Source organism: Streptomyces fractus (assembly GCF_049844455.1).
Lineage (GTDB): Bacteria > Actinomycetota > Actinomycetes > Streptomycetales > Streptomycetaceae > Streptomyces > Streptomyces fractus.
Genome location: NZ_JBMYHI010000002.1, coordinates 4,452,042 through 4,473,690, shown reverse-complemented (window position 1 = coordinate 4,473,690; position 21,649 = coordinate 4,452,042). Strand labels below are relative to the sequence as shown.

Below are 21,649 nucleotides of genomic sequence, written 5' to 3'. Positions count from 1 at the left end.
TCAGCTACAGGTGAAGCGGGACTCCGCCCAGTCGGCGACCGCCACCGAGTCGGCCGGGCTGTTCGGTTCGGTGACGAGCCGGATCGACTTCGCCCCTGCCACGTTCACATGGACCGGCACAGCGGCCTGACGGCCCTTGATCACGGACGAACTCCAGGCCTTCGCCCCGTCGACGTAGACGGAGAACCGGACGGCGCCGAGACCGAGCGTCATGTCGTCGACACCGGCATAGGCGTCGTACGCCGTGCAGCTCCGGTTGAGGTCGATGGTGACGGAGGACCGGGAGTGCACCGACACCCCGTTCGCGTACTGCTTGCCGGCGATCGACATGCCGTAGCGCTGCCACACCCAGCTGCTCTCGCCGAGGCGGATCTCCGGCTTCGACCCGTCCCCGACGGGGTCGTACTGCAGCTTGTTCACCTGGTAGACGGCCGGGGCGGGGGGTGGCGTCGGCTTCGGGGTCGGCTTGGGCGGAGTGGGCTTGGGCGTCGGCTTCGGCGGCGTCGGCTTGGGCGTGGGCTTCGGGGTCGGCTTGGGGGTGGGCTTCGGCGGAGTGGGCTTGGGCGTCGGCTTCGGCTTGGGCGCCGGTGGCTCCGGCTTCGGCTTCGGCGGCTTCGGTTCGGGCTTCGGCTTCTTCGGCTCGATCGGCTGCGAGGCGGGCGGCGGCGCCTTCTCGTGCGCCTCCGGCTTGGGCTTCGGGTCGCCGGTGAGCGCCATAGCCAGCGCGACGGCCGTACCGGCGGCCACCACACCGGCCGCGATCCCCGCCTTCGCGGGGGCCCCGAGCCCCTCGGACGCGGCGCCACCGGCGGCGCCGCCGCTCGTGGATCCGCTGCCCGAGGCCGCGGCCGCACCGGCCCCGGCCGCGCCCGCCGCACTCGCGGCGCCACCGCCGATGAACGCCGCCGCCTTCGCGTACCCGGCGGCGCCGAACCAGCCGATGACCGCGATCGGGACGACACCGGGGATGCCGCTGGCGACTTCCTTGATCTGGCCTGCCGCCAGGCGGCACTTGGCGCACTCCTCCATGTGCTTGCGCAGGCCCCGCTCCGCCCGCGTGCGCAGGCTGCCGCGCGCGTAGGCGCCGAGCCGGTCCGCGTAGCGGGCGCACTCCTCGGACTGGGTGAGCGTGGTCGAGACGTGTGCCTGGAGGTAGGCCTCCTTCAGGCCCTCGCGGGCGCGCTTGGCGAGCACGCGCGTGCCGTTGGCGTCGAGCCCGAAGAGCGTGGCGACCTCGCTGGGCGACTCCTCCTCGACCTCCGTGTGCCACAGCACGGCCTGCCAGCGCTCGGGCAGCGAGCGGAAGGCTTGCATGGCCATCGACTGCTCGGCCTCGTGCATCGCGAGGACGTCGGCGCCGAGGTCGAGCGTGTCGTCGTCCAGGGCCTCGGTCGAGCGGGCGGCCTGCGTGGCGAACACGGCGAAGTCGTCGACGAGGTGCTCGCGCTTCGCCGACTTCGTCCAGCCCGCGGCCACGCGGCGCACCGTGGTCAGCAGATAGGCGCGCACCGCGTGCTCGGGTCCGCTGCCGGCGCGCACGGCTTGCAGGGTGCGGGCGAAGACCTCGGCCGTGAGGTCGTCGGCGGTGTGCCCGTCGCGGCAGCAGGTGCGGGCGTAGCGGCGCACGGCGGCGGAGTGGCGGCGGTACAGCTCCTCGTAGGCGCTGTCGTCGCCCGCGCGCATGCGGCCGATCAGATCGGCGTCGGAGGACGGCGCCGGCGCCTCGCCATCGACGCCCGAGGAGCCGCTCTCGCGCTGGGGCGGTACGGACGTCTGCACGTCCGGCTGCTCGGCGGGCGTGCGCCCCGGTCCGCCCTGGCTCGGTACCTGCCGCGGGGGCGGGCTCCCGGCACTCGTCCCGCCGCCCTCCGGCCGCTGTTCGTCCCGCCCGTCAACGCTCATTGCGGAATGCCCCCGACCGCCCACTCTGACCCGATCACCGGGAAAGAGTGCCACACGCACGGGCCCCCGAAGTGGTTGCTGCACGGCAACCACTCATCCGTGGAGATTTCGCGTGCGCGACCCCTAAGGATCACCCGTTCGGGGAAGCCTCAACCACCGTCCCGTAAACGTCAGTTGACCGCGGGTGACCAGCTGGTCGACCCGCGGTCACTCCCTCGGAACGGTGAGGATCCGACCGGTCAGGCGGGCCGGGACCGCAGCCCTTCGAGCAGGATGTCGAGCAGCCGGGCGGAGGCCGCTTCCTGCTGCACGGCGTCCGGAAGCGACGGCGCCGCCGTCGCGATGACCAGCAGCACGTCCGACACGGTCACGTCGGCGCGCAGCTCACCGGCCTCCCGTGCGCGGTCCACGAGCCGGCCCACGACCTCGAGGAGCGCCGCGGCCCCCGTGTCGTCCGCGGGCAGGCCGTCGCCGACGGCCGACGGCTGCTGCTCGACGAGCCGCAGCTCCGGTGTCGCGGCACGCTGCTCGGGAACGCGCAGCTCGCCGCGCACCCCCTCCTCGGAGTCCGCGACCCCGACCCGCAGTACCTGCGGGGGCAGCAGCCGGCCCGCACCCGAGGCGACCGAGGTCCGCAGGAAGCGCGAGAGCGCCGACCACGGCTTGTCCTCCTGGCCGAGCGCCGTGCGCGCCTGGTCGGTCAGCCGCGCGGTCTCCTCCTCGGCTATCCGCCGCACCAGTACGTCCTTGCTGGGGAAGCGCCGGTACACCGTGCCCACCCCGACGCGAGCGCGACGCGCCACGTCCTCCATGGGCGCCCCGTACCCCAGCTCGCCGAAGACCTCCCTGGCCGCGCGCAGCACATGCTCAAGATTGCGCTGTGCGTCCACACGCAGCGGCGTGGAGCGCGAACTGTCGCCCGCCCCCCGCCCGTTGGCCCCCGAGGTCGCGCCCGAGGGCGCGACGGCAGAGGCTGAGGTCCAATGAGAGTCCTGAATGTGCATATGTGTTCCCCCGGTAATGACGTCTCCCCCCGGAGACACTCCCCGCCATTGTCTGTCGGAGCCAGAGGAACAGACAGCGATTTCCCGGACCGCTTCCTGATCCGCCCGCGTATCCCCCCAGACACCCCGACAGGAGACGAACATAGTTGAGCCGGAGGCGATTCAGAAGAGGCAGGTTCCGCACCGGCCGCCCCTCGAAAGAGGTACGTACGGGATTTAGCCATGACGGCCCCGACGCCCGGCTGCCCGGCCCGCACCCCCACTCCGGACGCTGACCTGCGAACCTCCCGCGTACGCGGGCCGACTGCCGGGACAGAAACGGTACTTCCGGTCGTCATACAAATGGTCGGGGCTGTGGACAAACGCATGGGCCCGATGCGTCATGGGAGGGTGAGGACTGCAATCTTCCGGGGTCGGCCCCCGTACCCCCGAGGTGTACGCGCATTGTCGTAGTCGGCGGCGGTTATGTCGGGATGTACACGGCTCTGCGGCTCCAGAAGAAGCTCAAACCGGAGCTCAAGAGCGGTGCCGTGGAGATCATTCTGATCACCCCCGACCCGTACATGACCTATCAGCCTTTCCTGCCGGAAGCCGCCGCCGGATCCATCTCGCCGCGCCACGTCGTCGTCGCGCTGCGCCGTGCGCTCGACCTGTGCCAGGTGATCGTCGGCGAGGCGCAGTCCATCGACCACGCCAAGCGCACGGCCACGTACACCACGCTGGCCAGCGACGAGGAGGGCACCGGCGCGGCCACCCTCACCTACGACGAACTGGTCCTGGCGCCCGGCTCGGTGTCCCGCACGCTCCCGGTCCCCGGGCTCGCCGACTTCGGCATCGGGTTCAAGACCGTCGAGGAGGCCATCGGCCTGCGCAACCACGTCATCGAGCAGCTCGACATCGCCTCCTCCACGCGTGACCCGGCGATCCGCGACGCGGCGCTCACCTTCGTCTTCGTAGGAGGCGGGTACGCGGGCGTGGAGGCGCTCGGCGAGCTGGAGGACATGGCCCGGTACGCGGCGAAGTACTACCACAACGTCAAGGCCGAGGACCTGAAGTGGATCCTCGTGGAGGCTTCGGGTCGGATCCTGCCCGAAGTGGGCCCGGAAATGGGCCAGTACACGATCCGTGAACTGCGCGGCCGCAACATCGACGTACGCCTGGAGACCCGGCTCGAATCCTGCGAGCACCGCGTGGCGGTGCTCAGCGACGGCTCACGCTTCCCGACGCGCACGGTCGTGTGGACGGCCGGCGTCAAGCCGAGTCCGCTGCTCGCCGCCACGGACCTGCCGCTGAACGAACGCGGGCGCCTCAAGTGCACCGCCACGCTCGCCGTCGACGGCGCCCCGCACGCGTGGGGAGCAGGCGACGCCGCGGCCGTCCCGGACGTCACGGCGCCCGGCAAGGAGTGCGCGCCCAACGCCCAACACGCGGTGCGCCAGGCCCGCACCCTCGGCGACAACATCGCGGCCTCCGTGCGCGGCGAACCGCTCACCGACTACGAGCACGCGTACGTGGGTTCGGTGGCGTCCCTCGGTCTCCACAAGGGCGTCGCACACGTCTACGGCCGCAAACTGAAGGGCTACCCTGCCTGGTTCATGCACCGCGTCTACCACCTCAGCAGGGTGCCCACCGTGAACCGCAAGGCTCGCGTCCTGACCGAATGGACACTCACCGGCCTGTTCAAGCGAGAGATCGTCTCGCTGGGCTCGCTGGAACGGCCCCGCGCCGAGTTCGAACTCGCGGCCGGAGCGGTCCCTCCTACGGACCCATCTGGGGGACCCTCCCGTGACACCCCGTCAGGGCCTCCGGAAAACCCGAAGGGGTCGCCCTGAGCGTGCTGTTGACGCCCCCGACGGACCGCCGGTGACCGCAGCGCGGAACCTCCGCGCGCGGACCGGCGTCTGACGTTTGTCAGTACGGTCGGCCAGACTGGTCCACGACCCTGGGCGGGCCCCTCGCCCGCCCTCGACCCCCACGAGGCTTTTCCCCTGTGAACTTCACGCGCTGGAGCGCCCGGCTCCCCGGAACGCAGCGCCGCGCGGCGGCGCGGGCCGACCACGGCGGACCCCACCGGGCGGACGGCGCGGTCCCCGCCGCCCGCGCCGAGCACCTGTCCGAAGCGGAGCCCGGCGAGGAGGGCGGCGTCGACGAGTTGCCCGTACGCGAGGTCCTCGACCGCATCCCCGCCCTCGTCGCCCTGGTGCACGGCCCCGAGCACCGCATCGCGTACGTCAACGACGCGTACGTCGCGGCCTTCGGCGAGCGCACCGCCGGCGAGCCCGCCCACGAGGCGCTGCCCGAGCTCGACGAGCTGAGCCTGCTCCCGTTCCTCGACCAGGTGCTGCGCAGCGGGAAGTCCCGCACGGTCAAGTCCCGCAAGACGTCCGGCGGCCGCTCGTACACCGTCACCTGCACCCCGCTGGAGACCGCGGAAGGACCCGGCGTACTGATCTTCGCGGCCGACGTCACGGACCACGCGGAGGCGGCGGAGCGCCTGCGCACCAGCGAGCGCGAACAGCGCGAAACGGCGGTCACCCTCCAACGCTCGCTCCTGCCACAGGAGTTGGAGGAACCGGACGACCTGCGGATCGCGGCCACCTATCAGCCGGGCGGCACCGAGGCCGCGGTCGGCGGCGACTGGTACGACGTGATCACCCTCGGCGGCGGCCGCACGGCCCTCGTGATCGGCGACGTCATGGGCCGCGGCGTCCGGGCGGCGGCGGTCATGGGCCAGCTCCGCACGGCGGTCCGCGCCTACGCCCGCCTGGACCTGCCCCCGCACGAGGTACTCCAACTACTGGACGGCCTCGCTACAGAAATCGACCCGCAACAGATCGCCACGTGCGTCTACGCCGTCCACGACCCGAACGAGGGCCGCCTCGTCTACGCGTCCGCGGGCCATCTGCCGATCCTCGTACGCGACGAGAACGGCACGATCCACCGCGGCGACGAGCCCACGGGCCCGCCGCTCGGCACCGGCGGCTGGCTGCACGCCTCGGGCTCGGTACCGCTCGGCGCCGGGTCCACGGCGGTCATGTACACCGACGGCCTGGTGGAGCGGCGCGACGAGGACATCGACGAGGGGGTGGCCGCGCTCGAGAACGCGCTGGCGGGCGCGACCGGCACGCCCCAGGTGGTCTGCGACCGGCTGATCCGCGCGGCCGGTGTCACGGCCGATCACGACGACGACGTCGCGGTCCTTGTCCTTCAGCACCCGGCCCGCAAGGGCACCGAAGGCGAGCGCTTCCGCAACGCGGCGCTCGAACTGCTCGGCGGCGTGGAGGCGGCGCCACGCGCGCGTGCCTTCGCGTCCGGCGTCCTCACCAGCTGGCGCTTCGCCGACGAACTCCACGACCTGGGCGTCCTCGCGGCCAGCGAACTCGTCGCCAACTCGCTCCAGCACGGCACCCCGCCCATGCGCCTTCGCCTGCGCCGCACGGACCGCCGCCTGATCATCGAGGTGACCGACGGGGACGACCACCTGCCGCGCCGCCGCCGCGCTGAACCGGCGGACGAGGCGGGGCGCGGCATCGCGATCGTCGCCACCATCGCCTCGAACTGGGGCTCCCGGCGCACGCCGGGCGGCGGCAAGGCGGTCTGGTGCGAGTTCGTACTCCCACCGGGCAAGCCCCAGGGAGCACCCCCGGCGTGACGGCTCAGCCGGATCAGCCGGACGTGGCGGTCGCGGGCTCCGGCGAGCTCTGCATCACCACACGGCTGCCGGCCAGCGAGGGCTGGTCCTGCACCGGCGTGAGCCGCTTGCCGAGCCGCAGCGCCAGCACGGTGATGGCCAGCGAGAACAGCACGAACGTCACGATGTAGGGACCGTGCAGCGCGGCCCCCATCGGCCCGCCCACCGCGGGCCCGACCGCCAGCGCGAGCTGCTTCACCAGCGCGAAGGCCGAGTTGTACGACCCGACCATCCCGGCCGGAGCGAGGTCGGCGACGAGCGGCGCCACGGTCGGCGACAGCATCGCCTCACCGAGGCCGAACAGCGCGTACGTGGAGATGAACGCGGCGGTCGCCATCGCCCGGCTCCCGTGCCCGACCCCCGCGTACCCGGCGAAGAGCCAGGCCACGGTCCAGATGAGCCCCACCGCGGCGATCACCCGCGTCCGCTTCCGCCGCTCGACGAGCTTGAGCACGGCGAACTGGGCGACCACGATCATCGCCGTGTTGGCGGCGAGCGCGATCCCGAGCGTGGACGCCGAGATCCCGGCCGCCTCGACGCCGTAGGCACTCAGCCCCGACTCGAACTGCCCGTAGCAGGCGAAGAACAACACGAACCCGAGCACGCACAGCTGCACCATTGCCCGGTGCCGCAGTAGTGCCCGCATTCCCCCCTTGCCCTCACCCTTCGGCACGGCCTCACCGAGAGCGGGTGCGTGCGGCATCCGCACGCTCAGCACGATCCCGGCGAGCACCAGGAACATCACCGCTTCGATCCCGAAGAGCAGCAGGAAGCTGTCCGGCCTGGTCTCGTCCACGATCTGGCCGCCGATGAGCCCGCCGATGCCGAGCCCCAGGTTCTGCAGGAAGAACTGCGTTGCGAACGAACGGGTGCGCGTCTCAGGCGCGGAGCACCACACGATCATGGTCGCGAGCGCCGGCTGAAGCACCGCCGTCCCGGCGCCCAGGACCGCGGCGGCCACGATGGCCGCCGGTTCATAGGTGGCGAACCCGAGACCGACCGCGCCCACGGACGCCACGAGCGAGGCCGCGACGAGCACGGGCAGCGGACCTCGCCGGTCGATGGCGCGACCGGTGAAGGGGAGGACGACGAGGGCGGCCATGGCGAAGGCGGCCAGCACGATCCCCGCCGCACTGGCGCCAAGACCTCGGACCTCCGCCACGTACACGTAGAGGAACGGAACCGTGAAGCCGATGCCGAACGCGCTCAGCGCGCTGCCCACCTGAATTCGGCGCATCGCGGCGCCCATCGCCCTGGTCACTTTCACCTGCCCTTTCACTGGCCCGCCCACTGGCGGGTCTTAGTACTGAAGACTTAGAAGCTAAAGTTCGAAGCTAAAGAGTACACACGCAAGGACTTCAACGCCAATCACTGCCGTGTCATACTTCGCGCCATGGCGGACACCCCAGGCGCGCCGGCGGCCGAGCCGACGCTCGAAGAGCAGATCGCCGCGTACCAGCGCGAGTTCCAGGCCCTCGACCCCCAGGTCGAGCAGATCGTCTCGGCACTCGGCAGGCTCAACCGCCGCATGAACGTGGCGTACGGACGCCAGACCGCGGAGATCGGGATCAGCAACACCGACTGGGAGGTCCTCAAGGCCCTCGTCCTCTCGGGCGACCCGTACCGCCTGGGCCCCGGCGATCTCGCCAAGCGCCTCGGCCTGACCCCCGCCGCCATGACCCACCGCATCGACCGCATGGTCCAGGAGGGCCTGGTCACCCGCGACCGCGACGAGAACAACCGCGTACGCGTCATCGTCGAGCTGACCGCGGAGGGCCGCGAGAAGTGGCTGGAGGCGATGCGCCTCGCGTCCGTCTTCGAGGAGGACCTTCTCCAGGACCTCAACGCGGCTGAACGCAGCGCCCTCGGCGAGGTCCTCACCCGTCTTCTGCGCCGCGTGGAAGACGCCCAGCCGGACGCCGGCGGACGCCTCAACGACCTCGGCTGAAGCCGGCCGGAGGGGAGGGTTGACACGGCCTTCCCCGGTCCGTAAGGTACCTCGGGTTGCCACGGGGCCGTAACGGTTCTTCGGCAGCCATCCGCCGCTCAAGCGGCACCCAATCTCAGCACGATCTCCCCCGGGATTGTTTTCGGCGTGCCCGAATTCAATTCCGAACCCCCGATTAGCTCGGGGGCCGGGAATCCGCTAAAGTTTGGAACGTCGGAACGGCCCAACAGTCGCGAGGACAAGCCCCACTGACTGGGAATCAGGCCCGAAAGGATCTGATAGAGTCGGACTCGCCGGAAAGCCGAAAGGCCGGAAAGCGGAGCGGGACCGAGGGAAATCGGCCGGTGAAACGGTCTGATAGAGTCGGAAACGCGAAACAGCAAGAACAATAGCAAGACCGAAGGGAAGCGCCCGGAGGAAAGCCCGAGAGGGTGAGTACAAAGGAAGCCTCCGTTCCTTGAGAACTCAACAGCGTGCCAAAAATCAACGCCAGATATGTTGATACCCCGTCTCCAGCATCTGCTGGGGATGAGGTTCCTTTGTAAAAAAACACAGCGAGGACGCTGTGAACGGTCGGATTATTCCTCCGACTGTTCCGCTCTCGTGTGTGTCGCCCCGATCACGGGGAAACATTCACGGAGAGTTTGATCCTGGCTCAGGACGAACGCTGGCGGCGTGCTTAACACATGCAAGTCGAACGATGAAGCCCTTCGGGGTGGATTAGTGGCGAACGGGTGAGTAACACGTGGGCAATCTGCCCTTCACTCTGGGACAAGCCTTGGAAACGAGGTCTAATACCGGATAACACTCCTGTCCTCCTGGATGGGGGTTAAAAGCTCCGGCGGTGAAGGATGAGCCCGCGGCCTATCAGCTTGTTGGTGAGGTAATGGCTCACCAAGGCGACGACGGGTAGCCGGCCTGAGAGGGCGACCGGCCACACTGGGACTGAGACACGGCCCAGACTCCTACGGGAGGCAGCAGTGGGGAATATTGCACAATGGGCGAAAGCCTGATGCAGCGACGCCGCGTGAGGGATGACGGCCTTCGGGTTGTAAACCTCTTTCAGCAGGGAAGAAGCGAAAGTGACGGTACCTGCAGAAGAAGCGCCGGCTAACTACGTGCCAGCAGCCGCGGTAATACGTAGGGCGCAAGCGTTGTCCGGAATTATTGGGCGTAAAGAGCTCGTAGGCGGCTTGTCACGTCGATTGTGAAAGCTCGGGGCTTAACCCCGAGTCTGCAGTCGATACGGGCTAGCTAGAGTGTGGTAGGGGAGATCGGAATTCCTGGTGTAGCGGTGAAATGCGCAGATATCAGGAGGAACACCGGTGGCGAAGGCGGATCTCTGGGCCATTACTGACGCTGAGGAGCGAAAGCGTGGGGAGCGAACAGGATTAGATACCCTGGTAGTCCACGCCGTAAACGGTGGGCACTAGGTGTGGGCAACATTCCACGTTGTCCGCGCCGCAGCTAACGCATTAAGTGCCCCGCCTGGGGAGTACGGCCGCAAGGCTAAAACTCAAAGGAATTGACGGGGGCCCGCACAAGCAGCGGAGCATGTGGCTTAATTCGACGCAACGCGAAGAACCTTACCAAGGCTTGACATACACCGGAAACGTCCAGAGATGGGCGCCCCCTTGTGGTCGGTGTACAGGTGGTGCATGGCTGTCGTCAGCTCGTGTCGTGAGATGTTGGGTTAAGTCCCGCAACGAGCGCAACCCTTGTTCTGTGTTGCCAGCATGCCCTTCGGGGTGATGGGGACTCACAGGAGACCGCCGGGGTCAACTCGGAGGAAGGTGGGGACGACGTCAAGTCATCATGCCCCTTATGTCTTGGGCTGCACACGTGCTACAATGGCCGATACAATGAGCTGCGATACCGCAAGGTGGAGCGAATCTCAAAAAGTCGGTCTCAGTTCGGATTGGGGTCTGCAACTCGACCCCATGAAGTTGGAGTTGCTAGTAATCGCAGATCAGCATTGCTGCGGTGAATACGTTCCCGGGCCTTGTACACACCGCCCGTCACGTCACGAAAGTCGGTAACACCCGAAGCCGGTGGCCCAACCCCTTGTGGGAGGGAGCTGTCGAAGGTGGGACTGGCGATTGGGACGAAGTCGTAACAAGGTAGCCGTACCGGAAGGTGCGGCTGGATCACCTCCTTTCTAAGGAGCACTTCTTACCAACTCCGGTTGGTCAGAGGCCAGTTCATCAGCGAACGTCTGATGCTGGTTGCTCATGGGTGGAACGTTGATTATTCGGCACACTTGACTGTCTTCTCCTTCCAGTACTGCTCTTCGGAGCGTGGAACGTTGAGGGAAGCTGCAAGGGTGTCGGGCACGCTGTTGGGTATCTGAAGGTACGGGCTGTAGAGCCTGATCCTTCAGTGCCGGCCCCAGTGCACTCGGACCGTAAGGGTTCGGGGTGATGGGTGGTTGGTCGTTGTTTGAGAACTGCACAGTGGACGCGAGCATCTGTGGCCAAGTTTTTAAGGGCGCACGGTGGATGCCTTGGTACCAGGAACCGATGAAGGACGTGGGAGGCCACGATAGTCCCCGGGGAGTCGTCAACCAGGCTTTGATCCGGGGGTTTCCGAATGGGGAAACCCGGCAGTCGTCATGGGCTGTCACCCGCTGCTGAATATATAGGCAGTGTGGAGGGAACGCGGGGAAGTGAAACATCTCAGTACCCGCAGGAAGAGAAAACAACCGTGATTCCGGGAGTAGTGGCGAGCGAAACTGGATGAGGCCAAACCGTATACGTGTGAGACCCGGCAGGGGTTGCGTGTACGGGGTTGTGGGATCTCTCTTCTGTCGTCTGCCGGCGACAGGACGAGTAAGAAACCGTTGATGTAGGCGAAGGACATGCGAAAGGTCCGGCGTAGAGGGTAAGACCCCCGTAGTCGAAACATTAGCGGCTCGTTTGAGAGACACCCAAGTAGCACGGGGCCCGAGAAATCCTGTGTGAATCTGGCGGGACCACCCGTTAAGCCTAAATATTCCCTGGTGACCGATAGCGGATAGTACCGTGAGGGAATGGTGAAAAGTACCGCGGGAGCGGAGTGAAATAGTACCTGAAACCGTGTGCCTACAAGCCGTGGGAGCGTCGCGCATTGAGTTTACTCAATGCGTCGTGACTGCGTGCCTTTTGAAGAATGAGCCTGCGAGTTTGCGGTGTGTTGCGAGGTTAACCCGTGTGGGGAAGCCGTAGCGAAAGCGAGTCCGAACAGGGCGATTCAGTAGCGCGCTCAAGACCCGAAGCGGAGTGATCTAGCCATGGGCAGGTTGAAGCGGAGGTAAGACTTCGTGGAGGACCGAACCCACCAGGGTTGAAAACCTGGGGGATGACCTGTGGTTAGGGGTGAAAGGCCAATCAAACTCCGTGATAGCTGGTTCTCCCCGAAATGCATTTAGGTGCAGCGTCGTGTGTTTCTTGCCGGAGGTAGAGCACTGGATAGGCGATGGGCCCTACCGGGTTACTGACCTTAGCCAAACTCCGAATGCCGGTAAGTGAGAGCACGGCAGTGAGACTGTGGGGGATAAGCTCCATGGTCGAGAGGGAAACAGCCCAGAGCATCGACTAAGGCCCCTAAGCGTACGCTAAGTGGGAAAGGATGTGGAGTCGCAGAGACAACCAGGAGGTTGGCTTAGAAGCAGCCACCCTTGAAAGAGTGCGTAATAGCTCACTGGTCAAGTGATTCCGCGCCGACAATGTAGCGGGGCTCAAGCGTACCGCCGAAGTCGTGTCATTCATACAACAGCCCCAACGGGTGTGTGGATGGGTAGGGGAGCGTCGTGTGCCGGGTGAAGCAGCACCGGAAGGTAGTTGTGGACGGTTCACGAGTGAGAATGCAGGCATGAGTAGCGATACACACGTGAGAAACGTGTGCGCCGATTGACTAAGGGTTCCTGGGTCAAGCTGATCTGCCCAGGGTAAGTCGGGACCTAAGGCGAGGCCGACAGGCGTAGTCGATGGATAACCGGTTGATATTCCGGTACCCGCTGTGACGCGAAAGACATCGAATCCAGTGATGCTAAGGCCGTGAAGCCGTTCCGGACCCTTCGGGGAATGGAAAGTGGTGGAGCCGCCGGCCCAAGCTGGTAGTAGGTGAGCGATGGGGTGACGCAGGAAGGTAGTCCAGCCCGGGCGATGGTAGTCCCGGGGTAAGGGTGTAGGCCGTGCGGTAGGTAAATCCGTCGCACACAAGGCTGAGACCTGATGCCGAGCCGATTGTGGTGAAGTGGATGATCCTATGCTGTCGAGAAAAGCCTCTAGCGAGTTTCATGGCGGCCCGTACCCTAAACCGACTCAGGTGGTCAGGTAGAGAATACCGAGGCGTTCGGGTGAACTATGGTTAAGGAACTCGGCAAAATGCCCCCGTAACTTCGGGAGAAGGGGGGCCATTCCTGGTGATGACATTTACTGTCTGAGCTGGGGGTGGCCGCAGAGACCAGCGAGAAGCGACTGTTTACTAAAAACACAGGTCCGTGCGAAGCCGTAAGGCGATGTATACGGACTGACGCCTGCCCGGTGCTGGAACGTTAAGGGGACCGGTTAGTCACATTTCGGTGTGGCGAAGCTGAGAACTTAAGCGCCAGTAAACGGCGGTGGTAACTATAACCATCCTAAGGTAGCGAAATTCCTTGTCGGGTAAGTTCCGACCTGCACGAATGGCGTAACGACTTCTCGACTGTCTCAACCATAGGCCCGGTGAAATTGCACTACGAGTAAAGATGCTCGTTTCGCGCAGAAGGACGGAAAGACCCCGGGACCTTTACTATAGTTTGATATTGGTGTTCGGTTCGGCTTGTGTAGGATAGGTGGGAGACTGTGAACCCTGGACGCCAGTTCAGGGGGAGTCGTCGTTGAAATACCACTCTGGTCGTGCTGGATGTCTAACCTGGGTCCGTGATCCGGATCAGGGACAGTGTCTGATGGGTAGTTTAACTGGGGCGGTTGCCTCCCAAAGAGTAACGGAGGCGCCCAAAGGTTCCCTCAGCCTGGTTGGTAATCAGGTGTTGAGTGTAAGTGCACAAGGGAGCTTGACTGTGAGACCGACGGGTCGAGCAGGGACGAAAGTCGGGACTAGTGATCCGGCGGTGGCTTGTGGAAGCGCCGTCGCTCAACGGATAAAAGGTACCCCGGGGATAACAGGCTGATCTTCCCCAAGAGTCCATATCGACGGGATGGTTTGGCACCTCGATGTCGGCTCGTCGCATCCTGGGGCTGGAGTCGGTCCCAAGGGTTGGGCTGTTCGCCCATTAAAGCGGTACGCGAGCTGGGTTTAGAACGTCGTGAGACAGTTCGGTCCCTATCCTCTGTGCGCGTAGGAATATTGAGAAGGGCTGTCCCTAGTACGAGAGGACCGGGACGGACGAACCTCTGGTGTGCCAGTTGTCCTGCCAAGGGCATGGCTGGTTGGCTACGTTCGGAAAGGATAACCGCTGAAAGCATCTAAGCGGGAAGCCTGCTTCGAGATGAGTATTCCCACCCCCTTTGAGGGGTTAAGGCTCCCAGTAGACGACTGGGTTGATAGGCCGGATCTGGAAGCACCGTAAGGTGTGGAGGTGACCGGTACTAATAGGCCGAGGGCTTGTCCTCAGTTGCTCGCGTCCACTGTGTTGGTTCTGAAACCACGAACAACCCCGTATGTCGGGCCACGACTACGGTGCGGTTGACAGTTTCATAGTGTTTCGGTGGTCATAGCGTGAGGGAAACGCCCGGTTACATTCCGAACCCGGAAGCTAAGCCTCACAGCGCCGATGGTACTGCAGGGGGGACCCTGTGGGAGAGTAGGACGCCGCCGAACTAATTTTATAGAAAAGCCCCGTGCCAATGGCACGGGGCTTTTCTGCGTTATGCGGGCTCCACCAGTTTCGCGTCGTACGCGACGATCACCGCTTGCACCCTGTCCCGCGCTCCCGTTTTCGCCAGGATGCGGGAGACATGGGTTTTCACCGTCGATTCGGCGAGGTGCAGGCGTTCGGCGACCTCGGCGTTGCTCCAGCCCTGGGCGATGACCGTGAGGATCTCGCGCTCGCGGTCCGTCAGGGAGGCGATGCGCGGATCGGCGGCCGGGGGAGTGCCCGCGGCGGCTGGGAGATGGTGGACGTACGCGTCGAGGAGGCGGCGGGTGAGGCTGGGGGCGACGATCGCGTCGCCGGCCGCCACCGCACGGATGCCCGCGAGGAGTTCCTCCGGGAGCGCGTCCTTGATGAGGAAGCCGGAGGCGCCCGCGCGCAGGCCCGCGTACGCGTACTCGTCCATGTCGAACGTCGTGAGGATGAGGATGCGCGGGCCGTCCGACGGGCCGGTCCCCGCGGTCTGCGCGATGATGCGGCGCGTGGCCTCGATGCCGTCCATGCCGGGCATGCGGATGTCCATCAGGATCACGTCCGGGGCGAGCTCGGCCGCGAGGCGGACCGCCTCCGCGCCGGTGCCCGCCTCGCCAGCGACCCGTAGGTCGTCCTGGCTCTCCAGGAGCATGCGGAAGCCGAAGCGCTGCATGGGCTGGTCGTCGACGATGAGGACGGTCGTCACGGTGTGGGGCCTTCCGGGATCGGGATGCGGAGGCGTACCCGCCAGCCGCCGGCCGGTCGTGGTCCGGCCTCAAGTGTGCCCTGGTAGAGGGCCGTTCGCTCCCGCATGCCGGTGAGCCCGCGGCCGGTGCCGGCCAGGTCGTCGGTGGTGGCGCCGCGGCCGGTGTCCGTGACGGTCACCGTCACCGCGTCGGGCGCGTACGCGACGAGCAGTTCGGAGGTGGCCGAAGGGCCGCCGTGCTTCAGGGTGTTGGTGAGGGCCTCCTGGACCACTCGGTACACCGTGAGTTCCAGGCCTGCGGGCAGCGGCACCGGTTCGCCCTCGACCTTCCGGACGACGGGGAGCCCTGCCGAACGTACGCCGTCGATCAGGGAGTCGAGGTCGTCGAGTGCGGGGGCCGGGGTCAGCTGGGCCGTGGGCGACGGGGATTCCTCGCCCAGTACGTCAAGGAGTCGGCGGAGCTCCGTCAGGGCGTTGCGGCTGGTGGTGGCGATGGCGGTGAGGGCCTGGCCCGCGCGTTCCGGGTTGCGGGCGGCGGCGTACGAGCCGCCGTCGGCGAGGCCGGTGATGACGGAGAGGTTGTGGCCGATGATGTCGTGCATCTCGCGGGCGATGCGGGCGCGTTCGACGGCGGCCGCGAGGAGGGCCTGTTGCTCGTTCTCGACCTCGAGCCGGCGGGCGCGTTCGACGAGGGCCCCGGTGTAGTCCTGGCGGGAGCGGACGGCGATGCCCGCGAGGGTGACCAGGGCGAGGGACCACAGCTGCGGCACGATCAGCTGGTCCCAACTGCCGTGCGGGAAGCGGAAGAAGCTCACGAGCATGGGCAGTACGGTCAGGGCCGCCGCCCCGCCGAGTGTCCTCAGGGGCAGCCGTAGCGCGATGTTGAACACGACGACGAACTGGGCGAAGGCGATCTGTAGCCAGGCCCCCGTCCAACTGCTGACCAGTGCCGTGGCCACCATCACCGCGAGGGCCGGGAGCGGGTGGCGGCGGCGCCACAGCACGGGGACGGACAGGCCGAGGCTCATCAGCAGCACCAGCCATTCCGCGACCCCCGGGTCCGCGGCCGTGGTGCGCCAGCCGCCCGTGCCGTCGGTGAGGGCGGCCGCCACGAAGAGCACCGTCACCAGGACGTCCCACACCAGCGGGTGGCGCCGGTCCTGGGCGCGCACCCGCAGCGTGGTGCGATGCAGGAACTGGCTCGTACGGGGCTGCGTCGGCGTCACGTGGACATCCTGGTCATACGTCGCGGCGCTTGAGAAGCAGCCCGGCCGCGGTGAGGACGACGGCGGCCCACACGACGAGGGAGAGGAGCCCGGTGCCGGGCGCGTTGTGGTCGGCCACCGGGATGATTGAGCCGAGGGACTCCGCCGACTTGGACGGGAAGTACTTCACGGCGCTCCGCACGGCGTCGTTGCTGATCATCTGGAGGACCTCGGGAAGGATCATGACGCCGCCGACGAAGGCGCCGATCGCGGCCGGTACGGAGCGGCAGAGCGCGCCGAGGCCGAGGGCGATGAGGCTCAGCAGTGTGATGCCGGCGGCGTTGCCCGCGAGGGCGCCGAGGACGCCGGAGTCCGTCAGGGACAGGGCCTTGTCGCTGTCGGAGAGCCAGATCTGGGCGAGCAGGAACGTGACGAGGTTCGTGGTGAAGGTGACCGTGAACGCGAGGGCCGTGAAGACGCCGGCCTTGGCCCACAGGACCGGCAGCCGGCGCGGGACCGCCGCCATCGTGGCGCGGACCAGGCCCGTCGAGTACTCGCTCGCGGTGACCAGGATGCCGAGGACGGCGACGCAGATCTGGGACATCTGGCTGCCGAAGAGCGTGAAGACGATCGTGTCGATGTTCGCGTCGTCGCCGTCGTAGGTGGCCCCCATCATCAGGCCGACCGCGACGACGAGCACGACGGAGAGCCCCAGCGTCCACCAAGTGCTGCGCAGCGTACGGAGTTTGTGCCATTCGGCGTGCAGGATGCGGGTCGGGGTCAGCGCGTAGGGCGTGGGCGCGAAGGGTGTGGGCGTGGGTGTGGTCGTGGTCATGCTGCTACTCCTGCCGGGGGCCGCGTGGCCGCCTGGTACTCGACGGCGTCGTGGGTGAGGTCCATGAAGGCCTGCTCCAACGACGCGGTCTGCGGGGTCAGTTCGAAGAGCGGGAGGCCGCTCGCGGCGGCGAGCCTGCCGATGTCGGGGGCGTCGAGGCCGCGTACGTGGAGGGTGTCGGGCGCCTCGGCGGTGATCTCCGCGCCGGTCAGCAGGGTGCGCAGGCGGTCCGCCTCGGGTGTCACCACCTTCACGTAGGCCGCTCCTGATTCGCGTACGAGATCGGTGACGGTCGTGTCCGCGAGGAGGCGGCCGCGGCCGATCACGACGAGGTGCTCGGCCGTCAGCGCCATCTCGGACATGAGGTGGGAGGAGACCAGGACCGTACGGCCCTGCTGGGCCAGGGACTTGAGGAGGGTGCGGATCCACAGGACGCCCTCGGGGTCGAGGCCGTTGACCGGTTCGTCGAGGATGATCGTGGCCGGGTCGCCGAGGAGCGCCGCCGCGATGCCGAGGCGCTGGCCCATGCCGAGGGAGAAGCCCTTGACCCGCCTGTCCGCCACCTCGGTGAGGCCCGCGAGGTCGAGCACGTGCTCGACGCGGGAGCGCGGGATGCCGTGGGTGAGGGCGAGTGCCGTGAGGTGGTGGAAGGCGGTGCGGCCGGGGTGGACGGCCTTCGCCTCCAGGAGCGCGCCGACCTCGGTGAGCGGGGCCGGGTGGGTGGCGTAGGGGCGGCCGCCGATCGTGGCGCGTCCCGCGGTCGGGGTGTCGAGGCCGAGGAGCATGCGCATGGTCGTGGACTTGCCCGCGCCGTTGGGGCCGAGGAAGCCGGTGACCGTGCCGGGTTCGACCGTGAAGGTGAGGTCGTCGACGACGGTTTTGCCGGTCTTGCCGCCGTAGCGTTTGGTGAGGCCGTGGGCTCGGATCGTCATATGGGTACGGTGCCGTGGGCGGGGCCCCGCGGGCGTCGGACCGGGGCATCGAGCTGCGGAAATGCCGTAGTACCGGGGTACTACGGGCCCTTAGGGTGCGGATGCATGGACTACGTGATCAGGCCCGTGCGGGCCGACGAGTGGCGTGCGGCGAAGGAGCTGCGGCTCGCCGCGCTGCGGGATCCCGCGGCGCCGCTCGCGTTTCTGGAGACTTACGAGGAGGCGGCGGCGCAGCCGGACGAGTTCTGGCGGGGGCGGGCCGAGCGGGCCGCGCACGGGACGACGGTCCTGCAGTTCGTCGCGGAGAACGCCGAGGGCGGGCGCTGGGACGGCAGTGTGGTGGCGCTCGTGGAGGAGGCGGGCTCCCTGGACTTCTTCGGGCAGCTCGTCGAGCGGCGGCAGGCGCAGCTCGTCGCGGTGTTCGTGCGGCCGGAGGCGCGGGGGAGCGGGGTGGCGGGGGCGCTGTTCTCCGCCGCAGTGGAGTGGGCGTTCGGGCTGGAGGGGGTGACGCGGGTGCGGTTGTACGTCCATGAGGACAATCGGCGGGCCGAGGGGTTCTACCGGAAGTTCGGCTTCGTCCACACGGGAAGGGTCGTCCCGAAGCCGGGCGCCAAGTCGGGCAAAAAGCCGGGCGCCAGGGCGGGCGACCCTTCCAAGGTGGATCGTGAGATGGAGATCGGGCGGCGTTAGCCGTACGGGTGCTCCGCGCGGGCCGTGCGCAGGGCGCGGGCCCACCAGGTCAGCTGGTCGAGCATGACCTTGGCGGCGCCGGCCGCGCCCTGCTCGTCGTGGGCCGGCCCTTCCTCGGCGAAGAGGCCGCCGTGGGCTTTGTGGAAGCTGACGCCGTCGCGGATCGTCGCGCAGTGCAACTCGGCGAAGACCAGGCGGAGTTGCTCCACGGCGCGGAGGCCGCCGCCCACGCCGCCGTACGAGACGAAGCCGACGGGCTTGGCCTTCCACTCGTCGTGGTGCAGGTCGATGAAGTGCTTCAGGTGGGCCGGGAAGCTGTGGTTGTACTCGGGGGTGATCACCACGTAGGCGTCGGCGGCGGCCACGCGGGCAGCCAACTCGGCCTGGGCCGGGGTGCGTTCGTGGCCCCAGTCGGGGTGGGTGTCGGGAAGGTTCAGGTCGGTCAGGTCGATGACGTCGTAGTGGGTTTCCGGGGTGTGGCGTTCGGCCTGGGCCGTGAACCAGGTGCTGACGGTGGGGGCGAGGCGGCCTTCGCGGGTGGATCCGACGACGATCGCTACGCGGAGCGGGGGTGTGGGCGTGGTGGTGGTCATGGTGCGGTCCTCCGTGTTATCGGGTCGACTTGGTGTGCGTTGATGTTTCGTTGCGCGGCGACGGGGGCTGTGCCCACCCGTTCCGCCATGCGGAACGCTTGCCCACAGCAGGGGTGAGGAGGCGGTTCACGAACAGGGCCAGTGCTGTCAGCAATGTCGTTATCGACCACAGCGTCACCTGCCACGCCTCCGTGAATTCCCGGGCGTGGCCGCCCGTGCCTGCTGTGATGCGGGCGGCCAACTCCGCCGAGCCCACCCGGGGTTCGAGGGAGGCGAGGAGGAGGGCGCCGAAGATCGTGAGCATGATGGCGCCCGTGCCGCCGCGAACCGTGTTGAGGAAGCCGGAGGCCATGCCGACCTCGGACGGGGCGACCATCGACATGGCCTGGGCGTCGATGATGCCGATGGACAGGCCCTGGCCCGCGCCGATGGTGAGCAGCGGGCCCGCGAGACCCAGGACGCCGATGCCCGGGTGGAGCGTCGTCAGCCACGCGTTGCCCGCCGCCAGCAGGAGCAGGGACAGGACCACGATGTGGCGGGCCGGCACGCCCCGGTTGACGAGGCGGGCGCCGAGCGGGGGCAGGGCCAGGATCGGCACCGTCAACAGCAGGAGCGTGAGGCCGGCCGTGCGGGCCGTCGTGCCGTTCGCGCCCTGGAGGTAGGTCGGCAGGAAGGTGAGGACGCCGGTGGTGCCCGCGCCGAGGCCGAAGGAGCCGACGGCCCAGCCGAAGAACGCCGGGTTGCGGGCGAGGCGCAGGTCGAGGATCGGGCGGCCGGTTCCGGTGCGGACGAGGCGCCGTTCGACGCGTACGAAGGTGAGGAGGAGGGCGAGGGACAGGGCCGCCGGGACGAGGGTCGGCGCCGCAGTCCAGCCGGACTTGGAGCCCTGCGTGATCGCGTAGAGGGCCAGGGCGAGGCCGGCGATGAAGGTGGCCGCGCCCGCCTTGTCGACGCGCGGGCTCGTGTCCGCCCGGGACTCCGGCATGAGGCGGGTGCCGGCGACGATGACCGCGCCCACGGCGACGTAGGACAGGAAGGTGGCGCGCCAGCCGACCGCGTCCACGAGCCAGCCGGAGAACGTCGGGCCGAAGGCGAGGCCGAGGCCCGCCGTGGTGCCGAGCGAGGCGAAGACGCGGGTGCGGGCGGGGCCCGTGAAGGTCGCGGCGAGCAGCGAGCCGCCGCTGGCCATCACGCCCGCGGCCCCGATGCCGGACAGGACGCGGGCCGCGTCGAGGAGCAGGATGTTCTGGGCGAGGGCCGAGGCGAGGGTGCCCGCCGTGTAGAGCGTGGCGCCCGCCGTGAGGATCCGGCGGCGGCCGTGGAGATCGCCGAGCGAGCCCGCGACCAGCATGAATGAGGACGCGGCGAGGAAATAGCCGACGACAACCCATTGCAGGGCCGGGCCGGACGCGTCGAGGTCGGCGCCGATGCGCGGGAGCGCGACCGTGGTGCCGGACATGGCCATCGGCAGGGTGAGCATGCCGAGGAGGACCACGAGGAGAGTGAACGTGGAGCGGCTGCCGCCGACTTCGCGGGCCGCCGAAGCCTGGGGTTCGGTTGCCATGCCGGTAAAGTACAACCGTGGTTGTAAGAAGTGCAACCGTCGTTGTACCTAGGTCTCTGTGCCTAGTCTGGACGGGGACGGAGCAGGACGGAGTGGCATGACACAGGAGTCGGGGCGTGGCCCGCGCAAGGGCACCGCCGAGAAGCGGCAGGCGCTGTTGCGCGGCGCGCGGACGGTGTTCGGGCGCGAGGGGTACGCGCGCGCGGGCATCGACGAGATCGCCGCGGAGGCGGGGGTCTCCACGCGCACGCTCTACAACCACTTCGGGGGCAAGGAGAACCTCTTCCGTGAGGTCCTGATCGACAGTGCCCACAACGTGACGGCCGCTCATGTCGCCCTGATCGACCGGCACTTGGGCACGGTCGTGGACGTGGAGAAGGATCTGCTCGGGCTCGCCCGGGAGTGGATGGGGCGGCGCGGCGACCATGAGCCGCACATGCTGCTCGTGCGGCACATCATCTCGGAGGGGGCGCATTTGCCCGCCGACGTCATCGAGGAGTGGCAGCGGATCGGGCCGCGGGCGACCGCGGAAGCGGTGCGCGCGGCGCTGCTGAGGCTCGGCGAGCAGGGCCTGCTGCGGGTCGACAAGGGCAACTCCCTTGAGGCCGCCCGGCACTTCCTGCTGCTGATCCCCGGATCCGTGACCGTGGACACGTTCTTCGGGGTGGTGCCGATGTCCGACGCCGAGATCGACGCCCGGGTGTCCAGCGGGCTCTCGGTGTTCCTGAAGCTGTACGAGCGGTAGGCCGCCG

At 67.8% G+C, this 21,649-nt stretch carries 14 protein-coding genes and 3 rRNA genes; 8 read left to right on the top strand and 9 right to left on the bottom strand.

Features of this window, described 5'->3' with window-relative positions; genetic code table 11:
* Both ACP4E5_RS22220 and ACP4E5_RS22215 read right to left on the bottom strand, forming a co-directional pair.
* Positions 1 to 1,902, bottom strand: coding sequence for a sigma-70 family RNA polymerase sigma factor (locus ACP4E5_RS22220; RefSeq protein ID WP_425831330.1), 1,902 nt, complete (start codon positions 1,900 to 1,902; stop codon positions 1 to 3).
* Positions 1,903 to 2,141: 239 nt separating this feature from the next.
* Positions 2,142 to 2,906: a TetR/AcrR family transcriptional regulator gene (locus ACP4E5_RS22215; protein ID WP_425831328.1), complete on the bottom strand. Its 765-nt coding sequence runs from the start codon at positions 2,904 to 2,906 to the stop codon at positions 2,142 to 2,144.
* A 473-nt stretch (positions 2,907 to 3,379) separates the two neighbouring features.
* Here ACP4E5_RS22215 and ACP4E5_RS22210 point away from each other — a divergent pair, with 473 nt between their 5' ends.
* Together ACP4E5_RS22210 and ACP4E5_RS22205 are read left to right on the top strand one after the other, a co-directional pair.
* Positions 3,380 to 4,738, top strand: a complete 1,359-nt coding sequence (locus ACP4E5_RS22210) for an NAD(P)/FAD-dependent oxidoreductase (RefSeq protein ID WP_425831326.1) — start codon at positions 3,380 to 3,382, stop codon at positions 4,736 to 4,738.
* A 158-nt stretch (positions 4,739 to 4,896) separates the two neighbouring features.
* Complete coding sequence (locus ACP4E5_RS22205) at positions 4,897 to 6,558, top strand: ATP-binding SpoIIE family protein phosphatase (RefSeq protein WP_425831324.1); 1,662 nt, start codon at positions 4,897 to 4,899, stop codon at positions 6,556 to 6,558.
* A 13-nt stretch (positions 6,559 to 6,571) separates the two neighbouring features.
* On the opposite strand, the gene ACP4E5_RS22200 is transcribed toward ACP4E5_RS22205, so the two are convergent.
* On the bottom strand, positions 6,572 to 7,846 hold the full coding sequence (locus ACP4E5_RS22200) for an MFS transporter (RefSeq protein ID WP_425841560.1): 1,275 nt from the start codon (positions 7,844 to 7,846) through the stop codon (positions 6,572 to 6,574).
* 144 nt (positions 7,847 to 7,990) lie between these two features.
* On the opposite strand from ACP4E5_RS22200, the gene ACP4E5_RS22195 reads away from it, so the two are divergent.
* The 4 genes from ACP4E5_RS22195 to rrf all read left to right on the top strand — a co-directional run bounded on the left by ACP4E5_RS22195 (position 7,991) and on the right by rrf (position 14,347).
* Complete coding sequence (locus tag ACP4E5_RS22195) at positions 7,991 to 8,545, top strand: MarR family winged helix-turn-helix transcriptional regulator (protein ID WP_425831322.1); 555 nt, start codon at positions 7,991 to 7,993, stop codon at positions 8,543 to 8,545.
* Positions 8,546 to 9,177: 632 nt separating this feature from the next.
* Positions 9,178 to 10,703 (top strand): 16S ribosomal RNA (locus tag ACP4E5_RS22190).
* A 313-nt stretch (positions 10,704 to 11,016) separates the two neighbouring features.
* Positions 11,017 to 14,139 (top strand): 23S ribosomal RNA (locus ACP4E5_RS22185).
* A gap of 91 nt (positions 14,140 to 14,230) precedes the next feature.
* Positions 14,231 to 14,347: ribosomal RNA gene (gene rrf / locus ACP4E5_RS22180) — 5S ribosomal RNA — on the top strand.
* The 16S, 23S and 5S rRNA genes sit together here, the layout of an rRNA operon.
* Positions 14,348 to 14,394: 47 nt before the next feature.
* Here the strand turns inward: rrf and ACP4E5_RS22175 are convergent.
* From ACP4E5_RS22175 to ACP4E5_RS22160, 4 genes are read right to left on the bottom strand one after another with little or no spacing between them, the layout of a single operon-like run.
* Complete coding sequence (locus ACP4E5_RS22175; protein ID WP_425831320.1) at positions 14,395 to 15,078, bottom strand: response regulator; 684 nt, start codon at positions 15,076 to 15,078, stop codon at positions 14,395 to 14,397.
* Positions 15,075 to 16,304, bottom strand: a complete 1,230-nt coding sequence (locus ACP4E5_RS22170) for a sensor histidine kinase (RefSeq protein ID WP_425831318.1) — start codon at positions 16,302 to 16,304, stop codon at positions 15,075 to 15,077. Before ACP4E5_RS22170 ends, ACP4E5_RS22175 begins: the two co-directional genes overlap by 4 nt.
* A 13-nt stretch (positions 16,305 to 16,317) precedes the next feature.
* Entirely contained in the window at positions 16,318 to 17,118 is an 801-nt protein-coding gene (locus tag ACP4E5_RS22165; protein ID WP_425831316.1) for an ABC transporter permease, read from the bottom strand.
* Entirely contained in the window at positions 17,115 to 18,050 is a 936-nt protein-coding gene (locus tag ACP4E5_RS22160) for an ATP-binding cassette domain-containing protein (RefSeq protein WP_425831314.1), read from the bottom strand. The genes ACP4E5_RS22165 and ACP4E5_RS22160 overlap by 4 nt, the downstream gene beginning before the upstream one ends.
* Positions 18,051 to 18,155: 105 nt before the next feature.
* Between ACP4E5_RS22160 and ACP4E5_RS22155 the strand changes: the two genes are divergently transcribed.
* Positions 18,156 to 18,740, top strand: a complete 585-nt coding sequence (locus ACP4E5_RS22155; protein ID WP_425831312.1) for a GNAT family N-acetyltransferase — start codon at positions 18,156 to 18,158, stop codon at positions 18,738 to 18,740.
* Here the strand turns inward: ACP4E5_RS22155 and ACP4E5_RS22150 are convergent.
* Both ACP4E5_RS22150 and ACP4E5_RS22145 read right to left on the bottom strand, forming a co-directional pair.
* A complete protein-coding gene (locus tag ACP4E5_RS22150; protein WP_425831310.1) occupies positions 18,737 to 19,333 on the bottom strand; it encodes an NADPH-dependent FMN reductase in 597 nt (198 codons plus the stop codon). The two genes, ACP4E5_RS22155 and ACP4E5_RS22150, sit on opposite strands and share 4 nt — an antisense overlap.
* Before the next feature lie 16 nt (positions 19,334 to 19,349).
* Positions 19,350 to 20,897 carry an MFS transporter gene (locus ACP4E5_RS22145; RefSeq protein WP_425831308.1) on the bottom strand — a complete coding sequence of 516 codons (1,548 nt, stop codon included), beginning with the start codon at positions 20,895 to 20,897 and terminating at the stop codon, positions 19,350 to 19,352.
* Between the two features lie 97 nt (positions 20,898 to 20,994).
* Between ACP4E5_RS22145 and ACP4E5_RS22140 the strand changes: the two genes are divergently transcribed.
* Entirely contained in the window at positions 20,995 to 21,642 is a 648-nt protein-coding gene (locus ACP4E5_RS22140; protein WP_425831306.1) for a TetR/AcrR family transcriptional regulator, read from the top strand.
* Positions 21,643 to 21,649: the final 7 nt, after the last annotated feature.